The sequence below is a fragment of the Novosphingobium sp. 550D genome, assembly GCF_057401885.1.
This window is the reverse complement of sequence record NZ_CM171613.1, coordinates 961411-981132: the sequence shown is the minus strand read 5'-3', so window position 1 is coordinate 981132 and position 19722 is coordinate 961411. Positions and strand designations below refer to the sequence as shown.

Sequence of the window (19722 nt, the reverse complement as noted above, 5' to 3'; positions counted from 1 at the left end):
GCAAGACACGCTTCTCATGCGAGGCAAGGGGCGATCATGCGCCCGCCCCCGCCCCTTTCACAAGCAACGTATCATCCGCATTGGGGCAATCGGAAACTATCGCCCCTTCCACACCGCAGGGCGCTTTTCGACGAAGGCGGCCATGCCCTCGGCCTTGTCCTGCGTCGCGGTCAGGATCTGGAACAGGCGGCGTTCGTGCAGCAGGCCCTGTTCCAGCGTGGTTTCAAAGGCGATATTGACCATTTCCTTGTTGGCCATGGCGGCCATGCGCGGCATTCCGGCAATGACCTGCGCGGTTTTCAACGCATCGTCCAGCAGATCGGCCAGAGGCACAATGCGCGCCACCAATCCGGCGCGCTCGGCTTCCTCGGCGCCCATCATCCGGCCCGTCAGGCACAATTCCATCGCCTTGGCCTTGCCCACCGCGCGGGTCAGGCGTTGCGACCCGCCCATGCCCGGCGCGATGCCCAGCTTGATTTCGGGCTGGCCGAATTTGGCCGTGTCGGCGGCAAGGATGAAATCGGCCATCATCGCCAATTCGCACCCGCCGCCCAGCGCGAAACCATTGACCGCCGCGATCCACGGCTTGCGGGTGCCGCGCACAACCTTGGCCTGCCAATCGGCGAAAAAGTCCTGAAGGAAGAAATCGGCGGCGTGCTTGTCGCTCATTTCCTTGATGTCGGCGCCCGCCGCAAAAGCCTTGTCGCCGCTGCCCGTGACAATGGCGCAGCCTTGGGTGTCATCGGCGTCATAGGCGGCAAAGGCCGCGCTCAATTCGGCGCAAACCTGCGAATTGAGCGCGTTGAGCGCCTTGGGCCGGTTGAGCGTGATCAGCGTGACCGCGCCCTTTTGCTCCACCAGAATCGTTTCATAGGTCATAGGCTTTTCCATTCCTCGTCCTCTGGCAAAGGCGCGAGAATCGCCTCGACCATCGCCTGTGTCACATCCTGCGCCCGTGGCGGGGACCATTGGGGGCGCAGATAGCCACAGCCCGCCGAAATCTGCAACGCGCGATGCGATTTCAGACATTTATGGCCATAAGCAATGTATCGCTAAAGCGCTTGCGGCGCGTTTTCCCAAGGAAACGGGCCAATGCCGGGCCGGACAACTGGACACATGGCCCCCATGGGCGGTATAGAGCCGCCCATTCAATCGGCAGGAGCATCTGGATCATGCTGTTGCGCAATCCATTTGACCGCCGGACCACCATATTTTCATGCCGACCATCAGCCTGATCATCCCCGCCTATAACGAAGAAGACTATCTGCCCGCGTGCCTTGACGCGATCATGCAGAATGTCGCGCATAAAGCGTTTGAAATCATCGTTGTGGACAATAACAGCACCGATGGCACCAAGGCGGTGGTCGAACGCTATCCCGGCGTGAAATATGTTTTCGAACCCAACAAGGGCATCACCCGGGCGCGTCAGCGCGGGTTCATTGCCTCGACGGGCGACATTCTGGCCTATGTCGATGCCGACACGCATCCGCCCGCCGGTTGGGTCGAACAGATCGAACAGCAGTTCACCAAAAACGCAGGATTGGCCTGCCTGTCCGGCCCCTACAGCTTTTATGATGTCAGCGGTCTGCGCAACATGATTTCATCGGCGTGGTTTGTGGCGGCGCGCCCGCTCTACACGTTGACCGGATATATGATGGTGGGGGGCAATTTCGCCATCCGCCGCGATGCGCTGACCAAGATGGGCGGTTTTGACAGCACGATCGAATTCTATGGCGAGGATGTCGATATCGGCCGCCGCGCCAAGAAACAGGGCAAGGTGCTGTTCTCGCCCAAATTTGTGATGCCAACATCGGGCCGCCGCATGGCGCGTCAGGGTTTTGCGAAAACGGCCGGGATCTATTTCATCAATTATTTCTCGATCGCCTTTCGCGGCAAACCCGCGACGAACGATTACCTCGACATTCGTTAAGCGCAATTCGGCGTTAAACGCTGACTGGCGCCTGCACAGGTCGACCGCCCCGTCGTGGGCGGGATACGCCTGTCGCCCGCCGCACACGCCATGCTGCGCAGCATACGGCACAACAACGCCCGCCCCGGAGGGGAGTTTTGTTACCAAAATGTCGGGAGAGAAACTGTGGTGCTGCTGGGGAGGATTGAACTCCCGACCTCAGCCTTACCAACTAATCCCACCCCTTTTTTCTACTGTTCGCCATACTACGCCATCATGCTATAACGAGATGATTTTGATAGATATTATTGCAATTTCTTCACATTCGCCCTACGCTGCTTTTTGCCACTTTTTCCGCTCTCGTGCTTCCGTGGTGCTTCCGTGAAATGGCTCAAATCAGGATGTAGGATCATATGGTTAAACTGACCAAAAAAGTTGTCGAAGCGCCTGGTGCTTCCGTAGGAGATGTTTTCCTGTGGGATGACGAGGTTCAAGGCTTCGGGGTCCGCATTTTCAGCTCCGGTAAGCGCAGCTACCTCATCCAATATCGTGTCGGAAAGCGCACGCGCCGCTGCACGATCGGCCCCCATGGGGTATGGACCGTCGAGATGGCTCGCAAAGAAGCGAAAGTGCTGTTGGGCAAGGTCGCGCACGGCGGAGACCCTATCGACGACAAACTCCGCGAATCTATGACAATCGCCGATCTTTGCGATCGATATCTGTCTGAGGGACTGATCACAGCCAAAGATAGTTCGATCCGACAGGCTAAGGCCAATATCGAGAACCACATCAAGCCGTTGGTCGGGCGAACCCTTGCGAGCAGACTCTCGCGCGCCGAAATCCAGCAGCTTCAGCGAGATGTTGCCGCCGGCAAGACGGCGAAGGTTGTAAAACTTGGGCCCCGTTCGATCTCGAATGTTCGTGGCGGAAAGGGGACCGCGAATCGCGTGGTGACGACGCTATGCGCAATCATGGCCTTTGGCGTCGACAACAAGCTTCGCGAGGACAATCCGGCTCTTAAAATGAAGAAGTTCCCAGGTAAGAAGCTGGAGCGCTTTTTGTCGCCGGCCGAACTGGCACGCTTGGGTAGCGTCCTTACCGCTGCCGATTCGCTGGGCGTCGAAAATCCTTATGCGATTGCAGCGATCCGCCTGCTGATCCTCACTGGTTGCCGAAAGAATGAGATACTGACGCTCAAGCGCCAGTGGATCGACAGCTATCATCGATGCCTGCGCCTTCCCGACAGCAAGACCGGCGCCAAGGTCGTGCATCTCGGTGCGCCAGCGCTACGGCTTATCACGAGTCTGAAACCCGTCGAAGGCAATCCCTTCCTCTTACCCGGTCGGGGAGTGGGCACGCATGTCACCGATCTGAACTCAGCATGGCGGCGTATTCGCAAGTCAGCGGAGTTGGAAGATGTGCGCATCCACGATTTGCGCCATAGCTTTGCCTCTACCGGCGCGAATAATGGCGATAGCCTGTTGGTGATCGGCGCCCTTCTCGGCCATCGCAGTACCAAAACCACGCAACGCTATGCCCACCTTGCAGATCATCCGGTTCGCCTGGCTGCGGATCGGATCGCCACGACGATTGCCGATTACCTTGATCGTAGCGCCGAAGCTGACGTGGAAGAGGCCGCGCGAATCGAGATCCAGACCATCATTTCTGAAGCTGTGCCCGAGTCGAAACTCGACCCGGTACTTGGCAAGGCAATCCGTACCAAATGGATGGACACTCGTGCAGCGGCAGTTTTCCTCGGCAAAACTGTCGGCACTCTCCAAACTTATCGCTGGATGGGAACCGGTCCCGAGTTCACCAAGATCGGACGCCGAGTCGTTTATACGGTTGAAGCTCTTGCCGCTTGGCGCGATGCCAACAGCGTGGCGACAACGGAAAGTGATGCCAGACTGGCAGCCTAACTCAAGCGCGGAGAGGGCGAAACGCTAGCAGCGGTATAAATCCGAAACAAGGCGTTCGCCCTTCTCAGGTTTCCTCAGGTCCCAGCCAGTCCCGCCGCCACCTCTTGTCGTACACTTTGCGAATGTGACAGGCACAATAGCGGCACCGTGAAACGTAATTCAAGCCATCCCATCGCGCGATCTTGCACCCGTTACGGCGGCGCGGGAAATGGATGTTGAACCAACATAGAGGGGATAAAGTAAGCATAACCATTCACCCCCAACCGAGCGACAGGCAAACAGCGCTGCGGCTCTCGGCAATGGATTTGTGTCCGTCGTCGAAACATTTGGCGCAAATTTGGCGTGTCGGTAACGGAGATAGGGCCTCGTCTGGGGTTGGGTTTTAGGCGGCGAGCTTGCGGTGTTGCAAGCGGCGATGTTCGATGGTCTGCTTCTTGATGGCAGCGCGTTGGGCATGGATCTGCCGATCGCGCCCGAAGTAGGCATCGGCAGGCGTCACATTGCCCAGGCTCTCGTGATAACGCTGGTGGTTGTAGTGCTCGATGAAGGCCTCGATCTGGGCTTCGAGGTCGCCGGGCAGGTAGTAATTCTCCAGCAGGATGCGGTTTTTCAAGGTTTGGTGCCAGCGCTCGATCTTGCCCTGGGTTTGCGGGTGGAAGGGCGCGCCGCGCACATGGCTCATGGATTGCGCCTCGATATAGGCGGCCAGTTCGCCCGCAACATAGCTTGGGCCGTTGTCTGACAGCAGACGCGGCATGTGCAGCACAGTGGCGCTGTCACAGCCCGAGGCGGCGAGCGCCAGGTCCAGCGTGTCGGTGACGTCACCCGCCGTCATCGTGGTGCACAGCTTCCACGAGATGATGTAGCGGGAATAGTCGTCGAGCACGGTCGAGAGGTAAACCCAGCCCCAACCGATCAGCTTGAAATAGGTAAAATCGGTTTGCCACATTTCATTCGGCCGGGCTGTCTTGGTGTGGAACTCGTCGCGGGCCTTGATGACGATGTAGGCCGGACTGGCGATCAGATCCTGTGCCTTGAGCAGACGATAGACCGTGGCTTCGCAGATAAAGTACTGCTTCTCATCGGTAAATTTGGTGGCCAGCTCGCGGGGTGAGAGTTCACTGTTTTCCAGGGCCATGTCGATGATCTGCTTGCGGACATCGTCAGGCAGCCGGTTCCACACCCGGCTGGGCGCCGAGGGTTTATCTTCCAGCGCCTCGGGCCCGCCATCGACGTAGCGGGCATACCAGCGGGCAAAAGTGCGGCGGGGGATCCCCAGCTTGTCCAGCGTCTGGCGGGTGGGCAGATGGGACTGCTCGACAAGGCGGATAATCTCGAGCTTCTCAGCGGCGGGATACCTCATTCTTGGTCGCCCCCATCCGCGATCATGCTTTATGGGATGGCCCGCCCCTTTTCCCCGGCATCGGATATGATGCTGGTGCTTGAAGAGGAAAGGAGCGGACCGATGTCTATTGTGATCCTTGGCGTTGATTTGGGCAAGAATGCCTGCAGTGTGGTTGGCGTGGATGCGGCGGGAGCTGTCGTCGTACGCAGGTCGATGCGCCGCCAGACGCTGGTCGACTACGTTGCCAAGCTTCCTGTGTGCGTGGTCGCGATGGAGGCATGTTGCGGTGCCCATTATCTGGGGCGCCTGTTCGCCGCGCACGGACATGAGATCCGGCTGATGTCGCCGGAGTACGTACGGCCGTATGTCAAAGCACAGAAGAACGATGACCGCGACGCCGAGGGGATCGCGGAGGCCGCCTCGCGTCCAACGATGCGCTTCGTCGAACTCAAGACCCAGGAGCAGTTGGACATCCAGACGCTCCACCGGGTTCGCTCGCGCCTGGTGGCTGAGCGCAGGAGCCTGACCAACCAGTTGCGGGCGATCCTGCTGGAGCGCGGGACCATTTTCCCGGTTGGGCGGCGCAAGCTGGAACTCGGCATCGATGCCCTGCTGGCCGATGAGGATACGACCTTGTCACCGCGTCTGCGCCAGTTGGTGGCCGAACTGCGTGCCGAATGGCGCGAACTCGATACCAGGGTGGAAGCGCTGAACGGCGAGTTTGTCGAGCTGGCGCGCAATGACGCGGCTGCCCGGCGGCTCACATCCATCCCCGGCGTCGGGGTGCTGAACGCAACTGCCCTGATTGCAGCCGTGGGCGATGCCAGCAGCTTTGCCAAAGCCCGAGACCTGGGTGCCTGGCTCGGTCTGGTGCCCCGTCAGCATACTACCGGCGGCAAGCCGCGGCTGCTCGGCATCTCCAAGCGAGGCAACACCTACTTGCGCACCTTGCTCATCCACGGTGCCCGAGCAGCATTGCCGTCGCTGGCGCGAAGCGAGACCCCGTTGGGGCGCTGGTTGACAGGAATGATCGAGCGAGGAGTCCACCGCAATGCTATCGTCGTCGCGCTGGCCAACAAGCTGGCGCGGATCGCATGGGCGGCCTTGCGCAAGGACGCGACGTTCGAACGCGGCTACCCAGTCGCGGCATAACCGGATCGGCCGCACGCATCTTCGTGCATAGGCCAACGATGTTTGCAGGAAGGATCGTGAAGATGGCCTGACAGTCGATCGGCGTCTGGAAAGCCCGGCCAAAAAAATGGCACTCGTTGCCGGCGTCTTTATTGTGGCTCCAGACGTGCGGATGTCCATCTTGGCCATGGGGTCACCCATGAGACCGCATACGTTGACGCAGACTGATCAGAACACTTCAAAATCCCCCTTGCAGACGGGGCGGGCCATACGTTTTTTGAGCAGGCGGTTCTCGAGCGTCAGATCGGCGACGCATTCCTTCAGGGCCAGCGTTTCGCGGCGCAGATCCTTGACCTCGTCACTGGTGGCAGCGCGGGCCGTATCCCCCGCCAGACGGCGCTTGCCGGCCTCAAGGAATTCCTTCGACCAGGAATAATACACGCTCTGGGCGATGCCCTCACGGCGGCACAGTTCGGCGATACTCTCCTCGCCGCGCAGGCCTTCAAGCACGATCCTGATTTTGTCTTCAGCCGAGAAATGCCGACGCGTTGCGCGGCGAATATCCTTCACCACCGCCTCGGCGGGCTTCTTGGTGGGCTTGGCAGCCGATTTTGGGCCGGAGGGATTGGGTCTCATCTTATGGGATGGACGCCTCCTGCAACCTCAGAGATCGTAGCTGGCCTCAAAGCAAGGAGTCGGTGTTATGCAACTTTTGGCAGTCGACCTTGGAAAACAGTCATTCCACATTCACGGCATTACAGAAGATGGCGAGATCATCTCCCGAAAGCTGAGCAGGGCAAAATTCCTGGACGCTGTAAAGCGCCTGGATCCGGCAATTGTGGCCATGGAAGCATGTGCCAGCGCCCACCACTGGGGGCGTGCGCTTGAGGCCTATGGCTGTACCATTCGCCTGATCCACCCACGTTTCGTCAAACCATTCGTGAAGGGCGCCAAGAACGACGCTGTTGATGCCGAAGCGATTTATGAAGCTGCGTCTCGTCCCACGATGCGCTTTGTGCCGGTCAAGACACTCGCCCAGCAGGATTTGCAAATGCTTCATCGGATGCGAGACCGGGTTGTTTGTGAACGCACCGCGCTGATCAACCACATTCGAGGCTTGCTTGGCGAGTATGGCGTCGTGCTTTCAGCAGGTGCCTTCAGATTCCGAAAGCAAATTACCGAGACGGTGGCCAGTGCGCCATTGACCGAACTCGCCTCCGATCTGTTCTCAGCCTTGATCAGCGAATTCCGCGCGCTCGATGAGCGAGTGGCCGATCTTGACCGAAAGCTCGTCGCCATTTGTCGCGACAATGAGCAGTGCCGTCGCCTGGCGACACTCCCAGGCGTTGGTCCTGTGATAGCAACCGCGCTCGTTGCAGCCGTCGATGATGGTCGGCATTTTTCTTCTGGTCGGGCGATGGCGGCTTGGGTCGGTTTGGTTCCCCGCCAATACACCACCGGCGGCAAGCCCAGGCTCGGTGGAATTGGCAAGAAGGCCAGTCATTATCTTCGGCGACAGCTGATCCACGGAGCACGAGCTGTGCTGCTCACAATTGCCAGGCGCAATGATCGGCTCGCCAAATGGGCGCAAGAACTGCTCGCGCGCGCTGGTCACAACAAAACAGCCGTCGCCATGGCCAACAAGACTGTCCGCATGGCTTGGGCGATGCTGCGTACCGAGAAGAATTTTCAAATGGCTTGATTGGGATTTGCTGCTCCGGCAGTGACAATGTGCGAGGTGAGAAATTGATGGTGCAACGGCAAGCGCCGCCCCTTCACAGCCTGCAAGGAACGATGGCCATCACAGGCCGCTCATCTTAAAAGGCATTGAAGAACGCGGATTCCCATCATGGCCCGGAGTTCTATCGCTCCAAACAGAGGCCGGATAGATTCACGCATAGTAAGCCGTTCGTACGATCGAAAAATCGCCTTGCGCAGGAGGCGTCCATAGATTCGTTCCTTACGTCACTTCGACGAGACCCAATCCCTCCATTATCCGCAACCCCTTTTCTGGGCCATAGGTGCTGACGCCGAACAATGGATTTGGTGGCAGCCTCCTCAGCGCGAAACCGAGCGTGCCTTTCATCGGCTGCGGTTCGCAGACGAGGCACAAGGATGGACACTGAGTGAAGGCCAAATTCATTCTTACCCGTGAACATGAATTCGTCCATGTCCGTGTTTGCAGCACTGGGCGAGATGATCCTGGGTGGATCAGAAAATTCCATCACGCGTTCCTTATCCTAGAGGCGGCCTAATGGCATTTACTTATGATCTTTTCGAGAGGCCAAAGCCTCACGCTGCCGTTGTGGGGATGATAAGCACAGCACGAGCCGCCGCCCTATAGACCGGAGCGAGGCACCTATCTATCAACTGGCATCCATATCAATATGCTTTCAGGCTTCGAGCATATCCGCAATTTTCGCGGCCAGGCCCGACATCACGAACGGCTTGATGATCACTTCCATTCCCAATTCGAGCTGGCCATTCCCAATGGCCGCGTTGTCAGCATAGCCCGTGACGAAGAGGGTCTTGAGACCAGCGCGCTTGACGCGAACTGCATCGGCGAGTTGCCGACCATTCATCCCTCCTGGCAAACCCACGTCGGTGATCAGAAGATCGATGCGGGCGTCGCTCTCGATGGCTCTCATGGCCGATGGACCATCGCCTGCCTCAATGGAGGTATAACCAGCCTCCTGCAACACTTCAACAATCAGCATGCGGATCATCGCTTCGTCATCAACCAGCAGGACCGTCTGGCCTGTCCCTGAGGCGCCGATGGCCACGTCAAGGTTTACTTTATCCTCGTCTATCGCGCCATCATAACGCGGAAGGTAAAGGCACATTGTCGTGCCCTTCCCAGGCTCACTGTGGACCCGCACCTGGCCGCCTGATTGGCGCACAAAGCCGTGGATCATCGAAAGCCCGAGGCCGGTCCTCTGCCCGATCGGCTTCGTCGTGAAGAAAGGATCGAAGATCTTATCGACAATGTTCTGCGGAATGCCGGTACCTGTGTCCGTGACGCAAATCGAAAGATATTGCCCCGCCGCCAAATCCCTTTCGCCCCTGCCGCGTCCATCAAGCGATGTGTTGGCAGTTTCAATGGTCAAATGACCACCTTCGGGCATCGCGTCACGTGCATTGATCGCAAGGTTGAGGATCGCACATACCGGCAAGGCTCGACACTCGGTGACGATTACAGGCACTGGTTCCGGGCGAAGTTCGGGAACGGTCGTTTTCGGTTATTCTTCCTCTATGACTCGATGGCCAAAGTGATCATCTTCGCCTGGGTAAACGACGAAACGACGCTGCGGACTTACGGCGCAAAGACCGACGCCTACAAGGTCTTCAAGGGGAGCTGGACGGCGGTAATCCGCCTGACGATTGGGTGACACTGCACAAGGCAGCTTCCCAGGAAACAGTCGTTGAGCGGCTCGATCTCACCTCGCCCACAAAGCCGTAGATGGTGAACTGGACTTGTAACGGTTTTGCGCCGGTCACCTGAGCGTTTTAAGCTCGCAAGAGGAGACCGACGAGATGATCAAGCATTCAGAAGAGTTCAAGCAGGAAGCGGTGCGCATTGCGCTGACCAGTGGGCTATCGCGTGAGCGGGTGGCTGCCGATTTGGGGATCGGCAAGTCGACGCTGGGCAAGTGGATTGCGCATTATCGGCCAACAGACCTGACCGCAGCGCCACAGGTAGACCTGGCACGTGAGAACGAACGGCTCCGCCTTGAGAACCGCGTGCTCAAGGAGGAGAGGGATATCCTAAAAAAGGCCACGCAGTTCTTCGCGAGCCAACGGCCGTGAGGTTCGCGTTCGTGGAGAGCTGGCGCCATGTCTGGCCGGTGGAGACGATCTGCCGGGTGATGCGTGTCAGTCCGCGCGGCTATCGCTCATGGCGCACGCGACCGATCAGCCAGCGTGCGCGCACGGATATGAAGGTTCTGGCCCATATCCGGGAACAGTATCGCCTGAGCCTTGGCAGCTACGGTCGTCCTCGCATGACGATGGAGCTCAAAGAGGCGGGCCTCGATGTCGGTGAGCGCCGCGTTGGCAGGCTAATGAAGATCAACGGTATTCGGCCCGTTCGCACCCGCAGGCACAAGGTGACCACCGATAGCCATCATCGCCTGGGTGTTGCCGCCAACTGGCTGGATGGCGATTTTGTCGCTGCTGCACCCAACCAGAAGTGGGCGGGTGACATCACCTATATCTGGACGTCTGAAGGCTGGCTGTACCTCGCCGTCATCCTCGATCTGCATAGCCGCCGCGTTGTGGGCTGGGCAGTCAGCGACCGGATGAAGAAGGACTTGGCGATTAGGGCGCTGGACATGGCGGTGCGCCTCCGCAACCCGCCGCCAGGCTGCATCTTCCACTCTGATCGAGGCAGCCAATATTGTTCCTATGCCTATCAGAAAAAGCTTCAGGCTTACGGCCTGCGGCCATCGATGAGCGGCAAAGGAAATTGTTACGACTGTGATAACCTGCTGCGGCCTGATGGTCTGACCCATGCTACGATTGACCGCGTGTCATTGCGTTGACGTGTCGGCCATCAGGTCGCCCCGGCAACGGGCGAGATGTGACTTTATAGGAGCCTGACGGGTTCGCCCCTTCACAGTCCTGTCCTCTCTGTGCGGTGCCCGGGCACCGCGCAGAGAGGACAGGACATGAGCGACATAACGACCAACGCCGTAATCATCGGCGTCGATACGCACAAGGCCACGCATGTCGCTGTGGCAATCGATACCAAAGGCAGCCGCCTGGCAGCCTTCTCGGCTCCGGCGACAACCAAAGGCTATATTGCGCTCGAAGACTGGGCGTGTGCGATCGGCGCGATCACAGCCTTTGGTATCGAAGGAACGGGATCATATGGTGCTGGCTTGTCGCGTCACCTCCTTGCCCAAGGGCACAAGGTCGTCGAGGTAACGCGACCCAATCGACAGCTGCGCTATCAGCACGGCAAAACTGACAGCTTGGATGCCGAGGGAGCAGCCCGTTCCGTGCTAGCCGGGCAAGCGATCGCCGAACCCAAAACCCACAGCGGGTCGGTCGAGATGATCCGGCACCTTAAGATCGCTCGCGACACGGCCGTCAAAAGCCGGTCACAGGCCATGGTGACGCTGAAAACCTTGATCATCAATGCGCCCGCGTCGCTTCGCGACGGTCTTGATCAGATCAGCGGCAAAATCGCACTGATCCGGCATATCGCCGCGTTCAGGCCAGGTGCACTCACCTCGACCACCGCGTCGGCCAAAGCCGCTATGCGCGCCCTAGCGCGACGCTGGCTCGCGCTGCACGATGAAATCCAGGCGCATGACAAGGCGCTCGAACAACTCGTCGTCGCCCGCGCGCCGACATTGATCGCAGCGCACGGAATCGCCACGATGACAGCGGCAGAGATGCTCATCCTGGTCGGCGACGATCCTAACCGGATCCGTTCCGAATCCGCGCTCGCCAAGCTCTGCGGCGTTTGTCCAATCCCGGCGTCGAGTGGCAAAACCAACCGCTTCCGGCTTAATCGCGGCGGCAGTCGGCAAGCCAATGCCGCGCTCTATCGTGTCGCGATCGTACGGATGCGCAACCATCCGCCAACTCTCGCTTATGTCAGCAAACGTAAGAAGGACGGCAAAAGCAACCGCGAGATCATCCGCTGCCTCAAACGCTACATAGTCCGCGAAATTTTCACTCACCTGTGTCGCCCGGAAACAGCCTCGGCAGATGCTTGACAAATATAGGAGCCTCAACGCCTCTGTCGAAACGTTTTTCAAATCGCTGAAGGCTGAACTGATCTGGCGGCAGAAATGGCCGACACGGCGTCAGGCCGAAGCCGCAATCTTCCAGTACATCAACGGGTTCTACAACACCCGCAGGCGTCATTCATATCTGGGCGGTATCAGCCCGATCGCTTTCGAAGCCAAGGTGGCATAATGAGATAGGTGACCGGCGCAAAACCGTTACAAGTCCAAACTGTGCAGCGTTCACCCCCCACCATTACCACCAGCGTCACGCCTGCGCCGCACGACTTCCATCAGCCGGGGATCGAAGTCCGGCCGATCCCAGCGGGCGGCCCCGCAAGGCGTCCGAGTTCCTCAGGGTATGCCAGGTAGGTGAAGACCCGGTTCACCACCTCGATCATCAGCGCCTTCATTTCCTCGTCGGAGATGCGCGACAGGTCCGTCCAGGGGATTTCGCCAAAAGGCGTCACCACCTTGACATCGCTGTAGTCGCCCGTTTCAGAACCGGGAAATGTGCCCGCGTGAAGATCCTCAAGGCCGGAATTGCGAAAGCAGGTCTCGACCATGGATATGGCGAGCCATTCCATCTCCCGCCGCTCCCTGCCCGTCCAGCGATCCTCAGGCACAATTGATCCCCCATGTCCGGCTAACCGATGGACCTCGGCGGCGGTGGGCCGTGCATCCACCAGTCGGGCTGTGCGCCCGGACCATCGATCCAGAGGCCTTCTTCGAGCGTACCGAACTCGCAGGCCCAGTCATAGCCTTCTTCGTCGCAGTGATCCCACGCGAGCAGGATGCGGACACCTGACGGCGCGCTGTCCATCGGCTTCCAGTCTTCCCAATATGTCGGCATGGCCTATCTCCCATCAAATCCCTTTCACGGGTGGGCCGCCACGCCGGGGGAAGCGTGACGGCCCGCGTGGACGCCGGGGGCTACGGCGTTGGTCCCACGCTGTTCAGCGCGCGGCGGTGATCGTGCTCGTCGCCAGATTACCGACGGCCGAGGCGCTCATCGTGTTGCCGGTCAGTGAGAGGCGAGCCGCATTCGCCGTCCCCCCGCCGATGGTATAGGCGGCATTGGTGACCTGAGCGGTGATCGCGCCGCTGTTGGTCTGGACATTGGCAATGCCCGCACTCGGCAGATTACCGGACGAGGCCAGCGTGACGGTGTTGGCGGCGTTGTTGCCATAGGCGGTGGCGGTGAGGCTGTTGCTGCCCACGGCCAGGCTGCTACCGTTGATCGCCGTGCCGCTCGCTCCCAACGAAGCCAGCGAGCCGCTGCTGATCGCAGTCACCGCCCCAGCATTCATCTGAACATTGGCCAACACCGCCTGTCCCGATGCACTGTTAAGCGCGCCAGTGGTGATCAGCGCCAGATTGGGCGTGCAATCATCGGCAGCCGTGCCGCTGACCGACATGCTGTTGCTGGCGCCATTGCCTTGCGCAAAGGCGGTGGTGGTGTTCCCGCTGACCGTGTAGCTGGTATTGGTCAGCGTGCCCGCCGGATCGCTGGGCAACGCACCGGTCAGCGCCGTTGCCGTCACGCTACCATCGGCAACCTGATTGTTGGCAAGAACATGGCTGCCGCTGGCCACGGCCAGCGAGCCAGCCTCGCCCTGCACCGACGCATCACTGCCACCAAGGAAACCGGCGCTCACGGTGTTGACCGCCAGCGTATTGGTAGCCGCATTCATGCGCGCGTTGGCGACATTGCTGTTCCCGGAAACGGTGAGCGAGGAATCGCTGGCCGATGCCGGAACACCAAGCTGCATGGTCGAGGTGGCGGCCACATCGGTCTGGCCTGCCTGCCAGGAGGACAGTGCCGATCCGGGCGAGCGCGCGCCATTGCCGCCAAGGCTGGTCGCGGTGACAGTGAGGCTGTTGGTCGCCCCATTGCCCAGCGCCGACGCCGTCTGGCTGTTGTTCTCGACGGTCAGTGCCGCATTCCTGACATCACCGCCCACCGCGATCCCGAAGCTGCCTTCCACATCCGAAGTCACGCCGACCGGAAGTTGATAGCCGCCCTTGATCTTCTGGGTATTGGCCAGCGCATAATCTGCCGCCGCGCCCATGCCAGCGTCGGTCGCCCCGGCCTCGGCATCGGTGTGGCCCGTGGCATTGGTCAGCGTCACGCCGGAAATCACCATGCTGTTGGTGGCGCTGTCCTCGACCGCGCTGGCGGCAAGGCTGTTGCCGGTGATGGCCAGCGAGGAACCCGTCAGCCCGCCCGCGCCGGAGATGGTCACGCCACCGGGATCGCCCACCGTCCCGATCAGGGCCTTGATCGTGCCCTGCCCGCTCTGGAGGCTGTTGAGATCGGCGCCCGTCGCCAGGCTGGTGCTATCGAGGGTCAGTCCGTTAACGGCGCTGTTGCCGGTAGCGCTCGCGGTCCCGCTGTTTCCGCTCACGGTCAGTGCGGAGTTGGTGATGTCACCCCCCACCGAGATCGGCAACATGGCATGATCGAAGGTCGCGGTGATCGCGCCCTGGTTCAACTGGTCGTTCTGGACGCTGAACGGCGCGGTCACGCTCATGGCCCCGTCATCGGCGACGACCGCCGTGGCGACAGGCGGCAAGCCGGGACCGCCATTGCCAGCGGTGATCGAAGCGGCAGAGACGGTAAGAAGATTGCCATCGGCCTGATTGCCGGTGGCGAGCGCCGTCACCGCATTGTCCTGCGCCGTCGCGTTCACCCCGCTGGCGCTGCCGTCGATGATGATCCGCGCGCCATATTGGCTGGTGGCGCTGACCGGCGTGGCGGCGACCTGCTGGACATTGGTGACATTGGCAACGGCCCCGCCCGCAGACGTGGTGATGGTCGGAGCCGTCAAGGTCAGCCCATTCGCCGACTGGTTGCCATAGCCTGCGGCGACCAGCGTGTTGGCATCGTTGGTGAGGCTTGCATCGCTTGCCGGACCATAGATGCGCAGGTTGAAACCGCCCGTGTCGGTGGCTTCGACGGTGCCTGCGAGGCGCTGATCCGACAGCACCGCCAGATCCGTATTCACCGTGGGATTGGCGGCATAGGCGGCGACGGTGGACGGCGTGCCGCTGCCCGGCGTGACGCCCAACGCGGTCCCATCGACAGACAGCGTGTTGCTGGCGCTGCTGCCATAGCCGATGGCGCGTTCCAGATTGCCCGAGAGCGTGAGATCGCTTCCCGTCAGGCTGGCGGCCTTGAGGCGGATGGTGCCGATCTGGTCGGCCGAAACCGTGGAATTGCCGGTTGCGGACTGGTCGCTGACGATCCCGGCCCCGGTGCTGGCGGTCACGCCGCTGAGGGTGAGCGTGTTGCCCGTATTGTTGGCGAGAGCAACCGCCTGCTGCGTATTGTCCGTGACAGCGGCATTGCTGCCCGACACATCGCCGAGGACAGCGCCGATATGGGCGCCCGTCGTATCGCCCTTGACTGTGCCCGACACGGAGACCTCATCGGCAGCCTGCCGCGTGGCGAGCAGGGTCGTCGCACTGGCCACCGTGCCACTGTATCCGGTCTGAAGGCTGGTCGCCTGCGCCACACTGGACAGGTCCAAGGCATCAGGCGTCAGGCTGGTGGTGGCCTTGTTGGCTTGCGTCGAAGCGCCAATCGTATTGCCGGTGACCTTGATGTTGGAGGCACTGGCGGAACCGTCCGCCTCGATCAGGGTATTGGCCGCACTTGCAGAAATGGTGGTGTTGGTTTGGCTCTGATCGCTGGCGATCACCTGCGCGCCGCTCGCCTGCACGCCGGGTGTGGGGGCGGCCAGAGCGGGCATGGCGGTGAAGGAAGCGGTGAGCGCGGTCAGCGCACCGCCGAGGAACAAACGACGACGCAAGGCCGCAGAAACAGGGGCAATCCGGGACATGGAACAGATCCTTTGCAAAAAGAGTGGGGCGGAAGAACAGGTGGGCAGTGCGTGAATCTCAGGGCTTTGGTGCGGGCGGGCGCCTCCCTCGGTTCGGGTTGGAAGGGTGGCCGGTTCAGCCGATCCGCAGGCGCGCGAGGCGCTGAAGTCCCGCGCCCTCGTGCTGGATGGACGGATCGGTAGGATCGGGGCGCCAGGAGACGGCGATCGCACCGCTGGCGATCCCGCGTTTGCCAAGCGCTGCTGTAAGCGCAGCGATGCGCCGGTCGGTCAGTGCCTGCCGCTTGCCGGGATCGAGGGTTTCGGTGTCGCGGGCCAGCAAGGTGATCGTCAGCCCGCCATGCCCCGCTTGCGCCGCGATCCGATCCAACGCAGCTGCGGCCTCCCCGGTCAGGTCTTCGGAGCCAACCTCGAACAGGATGAAGGCACCATCGGTTGTCGCATCGCCGGCCGCACCGAGCGGACTGTTGAAGACGGCCCCATTCCCGGTCCCCGGCTTCCCGGCCACTCCGCTATCGCCATGCAAGGTTGCCGCTTCCGGCGGCACAGGCGCCGACCAACTCGCCTGGCTCATGCACGGCACCGGATCGACGCGTGCCACCGCGCCAACAAGGCGCATCGTGGCTTCCTCCAGCGCGGTGCGGATACCGAGCTGCAACGGTTCCTGCCCCTTGGCGCCGATGTTCACATCGAACAGGTCGGAGCCAAAGAAGCGGAAGATGCCGAAACCGTTCTCATAGCCGGTGAATTGCTTGGTGAGGCTGATCGCCTTCACCACCAGCAGCGAGCGGGTATCGACGATCCTCAAATCGATGGCGACGGATTCAGTGTAGGTTCGCGCCTTGGGACCGACCGAATTGACCCCGGCCTCCAGCCCGCCCGAGCGGATGTCGTAATTGACCTCGGTGATGCCGCCAACGATGTAATAGTCGGACGCCGCTATGCTGCCGCCGTAATAGGGCAGCCAGGGCACCACCTGCTTGCCGGAGGAACCAGCAAGGTCATGCACCGCGCCATCGCCGAGCTGGCGTTTGTCGGTATAGGCGAGTTCCCGTTCGCCAATGGTGGGATCGAAGCGTTCGGCGATGCGCACGCCGCCGCGCAGCTTGCCGAGCGCCGAGGCGACCATCAGCGCCCCGCCCTGGGTGATGGCATTGCCTTCGTTGACCGAATATTTGCCGGTGTAGTCGCGCACATCGCCGACCGCGATGACCAGAGGCTTGCCGGGACGTTGTGATAGCCAGCCCGCGAAACAGGCCAGCGCGCCATCCATCGGCGTGCGATTGTCGCGCACCGGCGGGCCGACCACGATGGGTTCCTCGCCGACTGCGATACGGTGCTGCGCCATGCTCGCACAGCCTGGCAGGGCCAGAGCCAGCAACGGCAATGCCACGCTGCCCTTGAGCCAACGCACTTTCCCGGCCCATCCCCGGCCGATGTTTGCCCCAGCGGCCATCAGTTGAGCGCCCCGAAGGTGCAGCCCGTCGAGCCCGTCACGCTCGCGGTCTGGGCACCGGAATTGGTCTGGGTGGAGTTAAGCGCCTGGCTCGGACTACCCGAGATCGAAGCGTCGGTACCCCCGCTGATCCCGGAGGACACCGCACCGCTGTTGCTCTGGCCGGTCGAACTGGTGCCTGCGCCCTCAAGCGTACTGGTGCTGGAGCTGCCCGTGGCGTTGGCGCTGGCCCCGGTGACGGTGGGGGAGTTGGCCAGCGCAGTCTGCGTGCCGGAATTCCCCACCGCGCTTGCGGTCACGCCGCAGTTGTATTGATGTTCGATGGTCGTCGAGGTGATGTAAGTGGGCGAGGCATAAGCGCCCGACTGCTTCTTCGTCATCACATCGAGGACGGCGGCGAGATTGGCGCGGTCGGCGCTGGTACGGAACTGCCAGGCGCCATTCTCGCCAACGTTGTTGGCGCTGACGGGCGTGGTCAGTGCAAGCACCGAAACCAGCGCGATCAGCAGCCGGCCTGCGCCCCAAATCCGTGGTGTCATGAGAGTCATCCCCTTGTGCCAGGCACGGCGCCTGGCCTTCGGGGTCGATCAAGAAACGCACAAAGTCAGGGGTTACAACAGCTATCGGCAGGCGTAGCAGGCTGGCGCAGAAAGACAGGGAGCAGCGTAGTCGGCATCTTGCCGCTATAAATGCCCGGTGGCGAATCGGCTGTCGGCAATAGAGGCGAAAGGATGACGGGCCGCACCGAACTGCTCGATCATATGGGCGCGGTGCTGGGGATTGGCCTCATCGAGACCGAGACCGGCGACAAGCCAGTGATCAAGGGCGCCTATGCGCTCCTGCTTCGGCTGGACGCTCCCATCTCCTTTCCGTGGCGCGCCGCCGACATCAGCTTTGATACGGGCTGGTATGTCTATGCTGGCAACGCACGCGGATCGGGCGGGATCGCGGCGCGCGTGCGTCACCACCAGCGCCGCGACAAGCGCCCGCATTGGCATATCGACCACCTGACCAATGCCGCGGCGACATGCGACGTTTTCGTCGAGCCTGACGGTTCGGAATGCGCGATCATCGCCAGGCTGCGCGCCACCGGAGCGTTTTCCGTTCCGCTGGCGGGCTTCGGGAGCAGCGATTGCCGACGATGTTCCACTCATCTCCTGCGCTTCAGAGGCCCAGTTCCGTCAGCACGGCATGGTGATCGGGTCGGCGCCCCGGCGGCCAATGAAGCAGGCGGTCTTTCGCCGCAATCGGCAGATCGTTGATGCTGGCGATGCGACGGCGCATCAACCCGGCCTCGTCGAATTCCCAGTTTTCATTGCCATAGGCGCGAAACCACTGACCTGCCGCATCATGCCATTCATAGGCGAAGCGCACCGCGATGCGGTTTCCGCGGAAAGCCCAGACTTCCTTGATCAGTCGATAATCCCGCTCGTGCTCCCATTTGCGGGTAAGGAAGACGACAATGCCTCCCGGCCATGGAGGAAATCTGACCGGTTCCGCCACAGACTATCGGGTGTGTAGGCCAGCGCCACGCGTTCAGGATCGCGGCTGTTCCACGCGTCTTCGGCAAGCCGTGCCTTTTGAGCGGCGGTTTCAGCGGTAAATGGCGGCACAGGCGGGCGGATCATCGCACCACCAAGCGGCTCGCGGCCTCTCTCGCTTCAGCCTCGCGCAATGGCAGGATAGCGGCCATACGCTGATTGTAGGCGGCCAGAATCTCCAGCGAGACGGTTGTGGGCGTACCCGCGTCGAAGGGCGGTGCAGGCGCATATTCCAGCCCAAGTTGCAGCGCCTGAGCCAGATCATCCCCGCCGATCTCGGCCAGCACCGTCAGGGCGAAATCAATGCCCGCCGTCACGCCGCCGCCCGTGATGAGCGCGCCGTCGCGAACCACCCGTCCCGCATCCGGCGTGGCGCCGAACAGCGGCAGAAGATGACGCCAGGCCCAGTGGCAGGCCGCACGTCGCCCTCGCAGTAATCCTGCCGCGCCGAGGATCAACGAGCCGGTACAGACCGAGGTGACATAGCGCGCGCCCAGCCCCAACCGGCGCACCTCGCCAACGAAATCCTCGTCCAGCGCAACTTGCGTGGCGGCCACTCCGCCGGGCACACACAGCAGGTCACAGGCGGTGATGGCAGCAAGGCGTGCGGTATGGGCGAACACCAGCCCATCGGCGGTCACTTCGCCACCATCGCGGCTGGCCACCAGCGTCTCACTACCCGGCAGGCGTGAGAGGAACTGGTGCGGGCCGGTAAAATCGAGCTGGGTCATGCCGGGGAACACAGCGAAGACGATACGGAAAGGCTGGTCGGTCATCAGGGCCTCCTTGCAGGTAGACTTCCACCATGATCCGTGCCGCAGCTTGACGAAATGACATTGAT

The 19722-nt window shown here is 61.3% G+C and carries 16 protein-coding genes and 5 pseudogenes; 9 read left to right on the top strand and 12 right to left on the bottom strand.

Annotated elements, in window-relative coordinates; translation table 11 throughout:
* Nucleotides 1–96: 96 nt before the first annotated feature.
* Nucleotides 97–879 carry an enoyl-CoA hydratase-related protein gene (locus tag AC2S2E_RS04765; RefSeq protein WP_486523923.1) on the bottom strand — a complete coding sequence of 261 codons (783 nt, stop codon included), beginning with the start codon at nt 877–879 and terminating at the stop codon, nt 97–99.
* Nucleotides 876–1007, bottom strand: coding sequence for a hypothetical protein (locus AC2S2E_RS04760; RefSeq protein ID WP_476106776.1), 132 nt, complete (start codon nt 1005–1007; stop codon nt 876–878). Before AC2S2E_RS04760 ends, AC2S2E_RS04765 begins: the two co-directional genes overlap by 4 nt.
* 209 nt (nt 1008–1216) lie before the next feature.
* Here AC2S2E_RS04760 and AC2S2E_RS04755 point away from each other — a divergent pair, with 209 nt between their 5' ends.
* Nucleotides 1217–1930: a glycosyltransferase family 2 protein gene (locus AC2S2E_RS04755; protein ID WP_476106777.1), complete on the top strand. Its 714-nt coding sequence runs from the start codon at nt 1217–1219 to the stop codon at nt 1928–1930.
* Between the two features lie 392 nt (nt 1931–2322).
* Nucleotides 2323–3828 carry a tyrosine-type recombinase/integrase gene (locus AC2S2E_RS04750; RefSeq protein WP_486523922.1) on the top strand — a complete coding sequence of 502 codons (1506 nt, stop codon included), beginning with the start codon at nt 2323–2325 and terminating at the stop codon, nt 3826–3828.
* Between the two features lie 382 nt (nt 3829–4210).
* On the opposite strand, the pseudogene AC2S2E_RS04745 reads toward AC2S2E_RS04750, so the two are convergent.
* Nucleotides 4211–5221, bottom strand: a pseudogene (locus AC2S2E_RS04745) (IS3 family transposase); the annotation flags it as partial.
* 72 nt (nt 5222–5293) lie between these two features.
* On the opposite strand from AC2S2E_RS04745, the gene AC2S2E_RS04740 reads away from it, so the two are divergent.
* Complete coding sequence (locus AC2S2E_RS04740; protein WP_066531508.1) at nt 5294–6325, top strand: IS110 family RNA-guided transposase; 1032 nt, start codon at nt 5294–5296, stop codon at nt 6323–6325.
* A gap of 240 nt (nt 6326–6565) precedes the next feature.
* On the opposite strand, the pseudogene AC2S2E_RS04735 reads toward AC2S2E_RS04740, so the two are convergent.
* A pseudogene (locus AC2S2E_RS04735) lies at nt 6566–6940 on the bottom strand (transposase); the annotation flags it as partial.
* A gap of 67 nt (nt 6941–7007) precedes the next feature.
* On the opposite strand from AC2S2E_RS04735, the gene AC2S2E_RS04730 reads away from it, so the two are divergent.
* A complete protein-coding gene (locus AC2S2E_RS04730; protein ID WP_486523784.1) occupies nt 7008–8006 on the top strand; it encodes an IS110 family RNA-guided transposase in 999 nt (332 codons plus the stop codon).
* A gap of 691 nt (nt 8007–8697) precedes the next feature.
* On the opposite strand, the gene AC2S2E_RS04725 is transcribed toward AC2S2E_RS04730, so the two are convergent.
* On the bottom strand, nt 8698–9411 hold the full coding sequence (locus AC2S2E_RS04725) for an ATP-binding protein (RefSeq protein ID WP_486523921.1): 714 nt from the start codon (nt 9409–9411) through the stop codon (nt 8698–8700).
* Here AC2S2E_RS04725 and AC2S2E_RS04720 point away from each other — a divergent pair, their 5' ends adjacent.
* The 4 genes and pseudogenes from AC2S2E_RS04720 to AC2S2E_RS04705 all read left to right on the top strand — a co-directional run.
* A complete protein-coding gene (locus tag AC2S2E_RS04720; RefSeq protein ID WP_486523920.1) occupies nt 9412–9693 on the top strand; it encodes a type II toxin-antitoxin system YhaV family toxin in 282 nt (93 codons plus the stop codon). It abuts the gene before it with no gap.
* Nucleotides 9694–9838: 145 nt separating this feature from the next.
* A pseudogene (locus AC2S2E_RS04715) lies at nt 9839–10779 on the top strand (IS3 family transposase); the annotation flags it as partial.
* A 192-nt stretch (nt 10780–10971) separates the two neighbouring features.
* The gene (locus AC2S2E_RS04710) at nt 10972–12030 is read left to right on the top strand and encodes an IS110 family RNA-guided transposase (protein WP_486522625.1); all 1059 of its coding nucleotides are present in this window, start codon (nt 10972–10974) and stop codon (nt 12028–12030) included.
* A 16-nt stretch (nt 12031–12046) separates the two neighbouring features.
* Nucleotides 12047–12232 (top strand): annotated as a pseudogene (locus AC2S2E_RS04705) (IS3 family transposase); the annotation flags it as partial.
* Nucleotides 12233–12332: 100 nt separating this feature from the next.
* On the opposite strand, the gene AC2S2E_RS04700 reads toward AC2S2E_RS04705, so the two are convergent.
* The 5 genes from AC2S2E_RS04700 to AC2S2E_RS04680 all read right to left on the bottom strand — a co-directional run bounded on the left by AC2S2E_RS04700 (nt 12333) and on the right by AC2S2E_RS04680 (nt 17879).
* Nucleotides 12333–12626, bottom strand: coding sequence for a hypothetical protein (locus AC2S2E_RS04700; protein ID WP_486523919.1), 294 nt, complete (start codon nt 12624–12626; stop codon nt 12333–12335).
* Nucleotides 12627–12685: 59 nt separating this feature from the next.
* A complete protein-coding gene (locus AC2S2E_RS04695; RefSeq protein ID WP_486523917.1) occupies nt 12686–12892 on the bottom strand; it encodes a hypothetical protein in 207 nt (68 codons plus the stop codon).
* 103 nt (nt 12893–12995) lie between these two features.
* Nucleotides 12996–15884 carry a beta strand repeat-containing protein gene (locus tag AC2S2E_RS04690; RefSeq protein WP_486523916.1) on the bottom strand — a complete coding sequence of 963 codons (2889 nt, stop codon included), beginning with the start codon at nt 15882–15884 and terminating at the stop codon, nt 12996–12998.
* Between the two features lie 115 nt (nt 15885–15999).
* Nucleotides 16000–17232 carry a CsgG/HfaB family protein gene (locus AC2S2E_RS04685; RefSeq protein WP_486523915.1) on the bottom strand — a complete coding sequence of 411 codons (1233 nt, stop codon included), beginning with the start codon at nt 17230–17232 and terminating at the stop codon, nt 16000–16002.
* Between the two features lie 107 nt (nt 17233–17339).
* The gene (locus AC2S2E_RS04680) at nt 17340–17879 is read right to left on the bottom strand and encodes a hypothetical protein (protein ID WP_486523914.1); all 540 of its coding nucleotides are present in this window, start codon (nt 17877–17879) and stop codon (nt 17340–17342) included.
* A gap of 192 nt (nt 17880–18071) precedes the next feature.
* Between AC2S2E_RS04680 and AC2S2E_RS04675 the strand changes: the two genes are divergently transcribed.
* Complete coding sequence (locus tag AC2S2E_RS04675; protein ID WP_486523913.1) at nt 18072–18602, top strand: GIY-YIG nuclease family protein; 531 nt, start codon at nt 18072–18074, stop codon at nt 18600–18602.
* Here AC2S2E_RS04675 and AC2S2E_RS04670 read toward each other — a convergent pair.
* Nucleotides 18505–18968, bottom strand: a pseudogene (locus tag AC2S2E_RS04670) (nuclear transport factor 2 family protein). The gene AC2S2E_RS04675 and the pseudogene AC2S2E_RS04670 sit on opposite strands and share 98 nt — an antisense overlap.
* Nucleotides 18965–19657, bottom strand: coding sequence for a DJ-1/PfpI family protein (locus AC2S2E_RS04665; RefSeq protein WP_486523912.1), 693 nt, complete (start codon nt 19655–19657; stop codon nt 18965–18967). Before AC2S2E_RS04665 ends, AC2S2E_RS04670 begins: the two are co-directional and overlap by 4 nt.
* Nucleotides 19658–19722 lie beyond the last annotated feature (65 nt).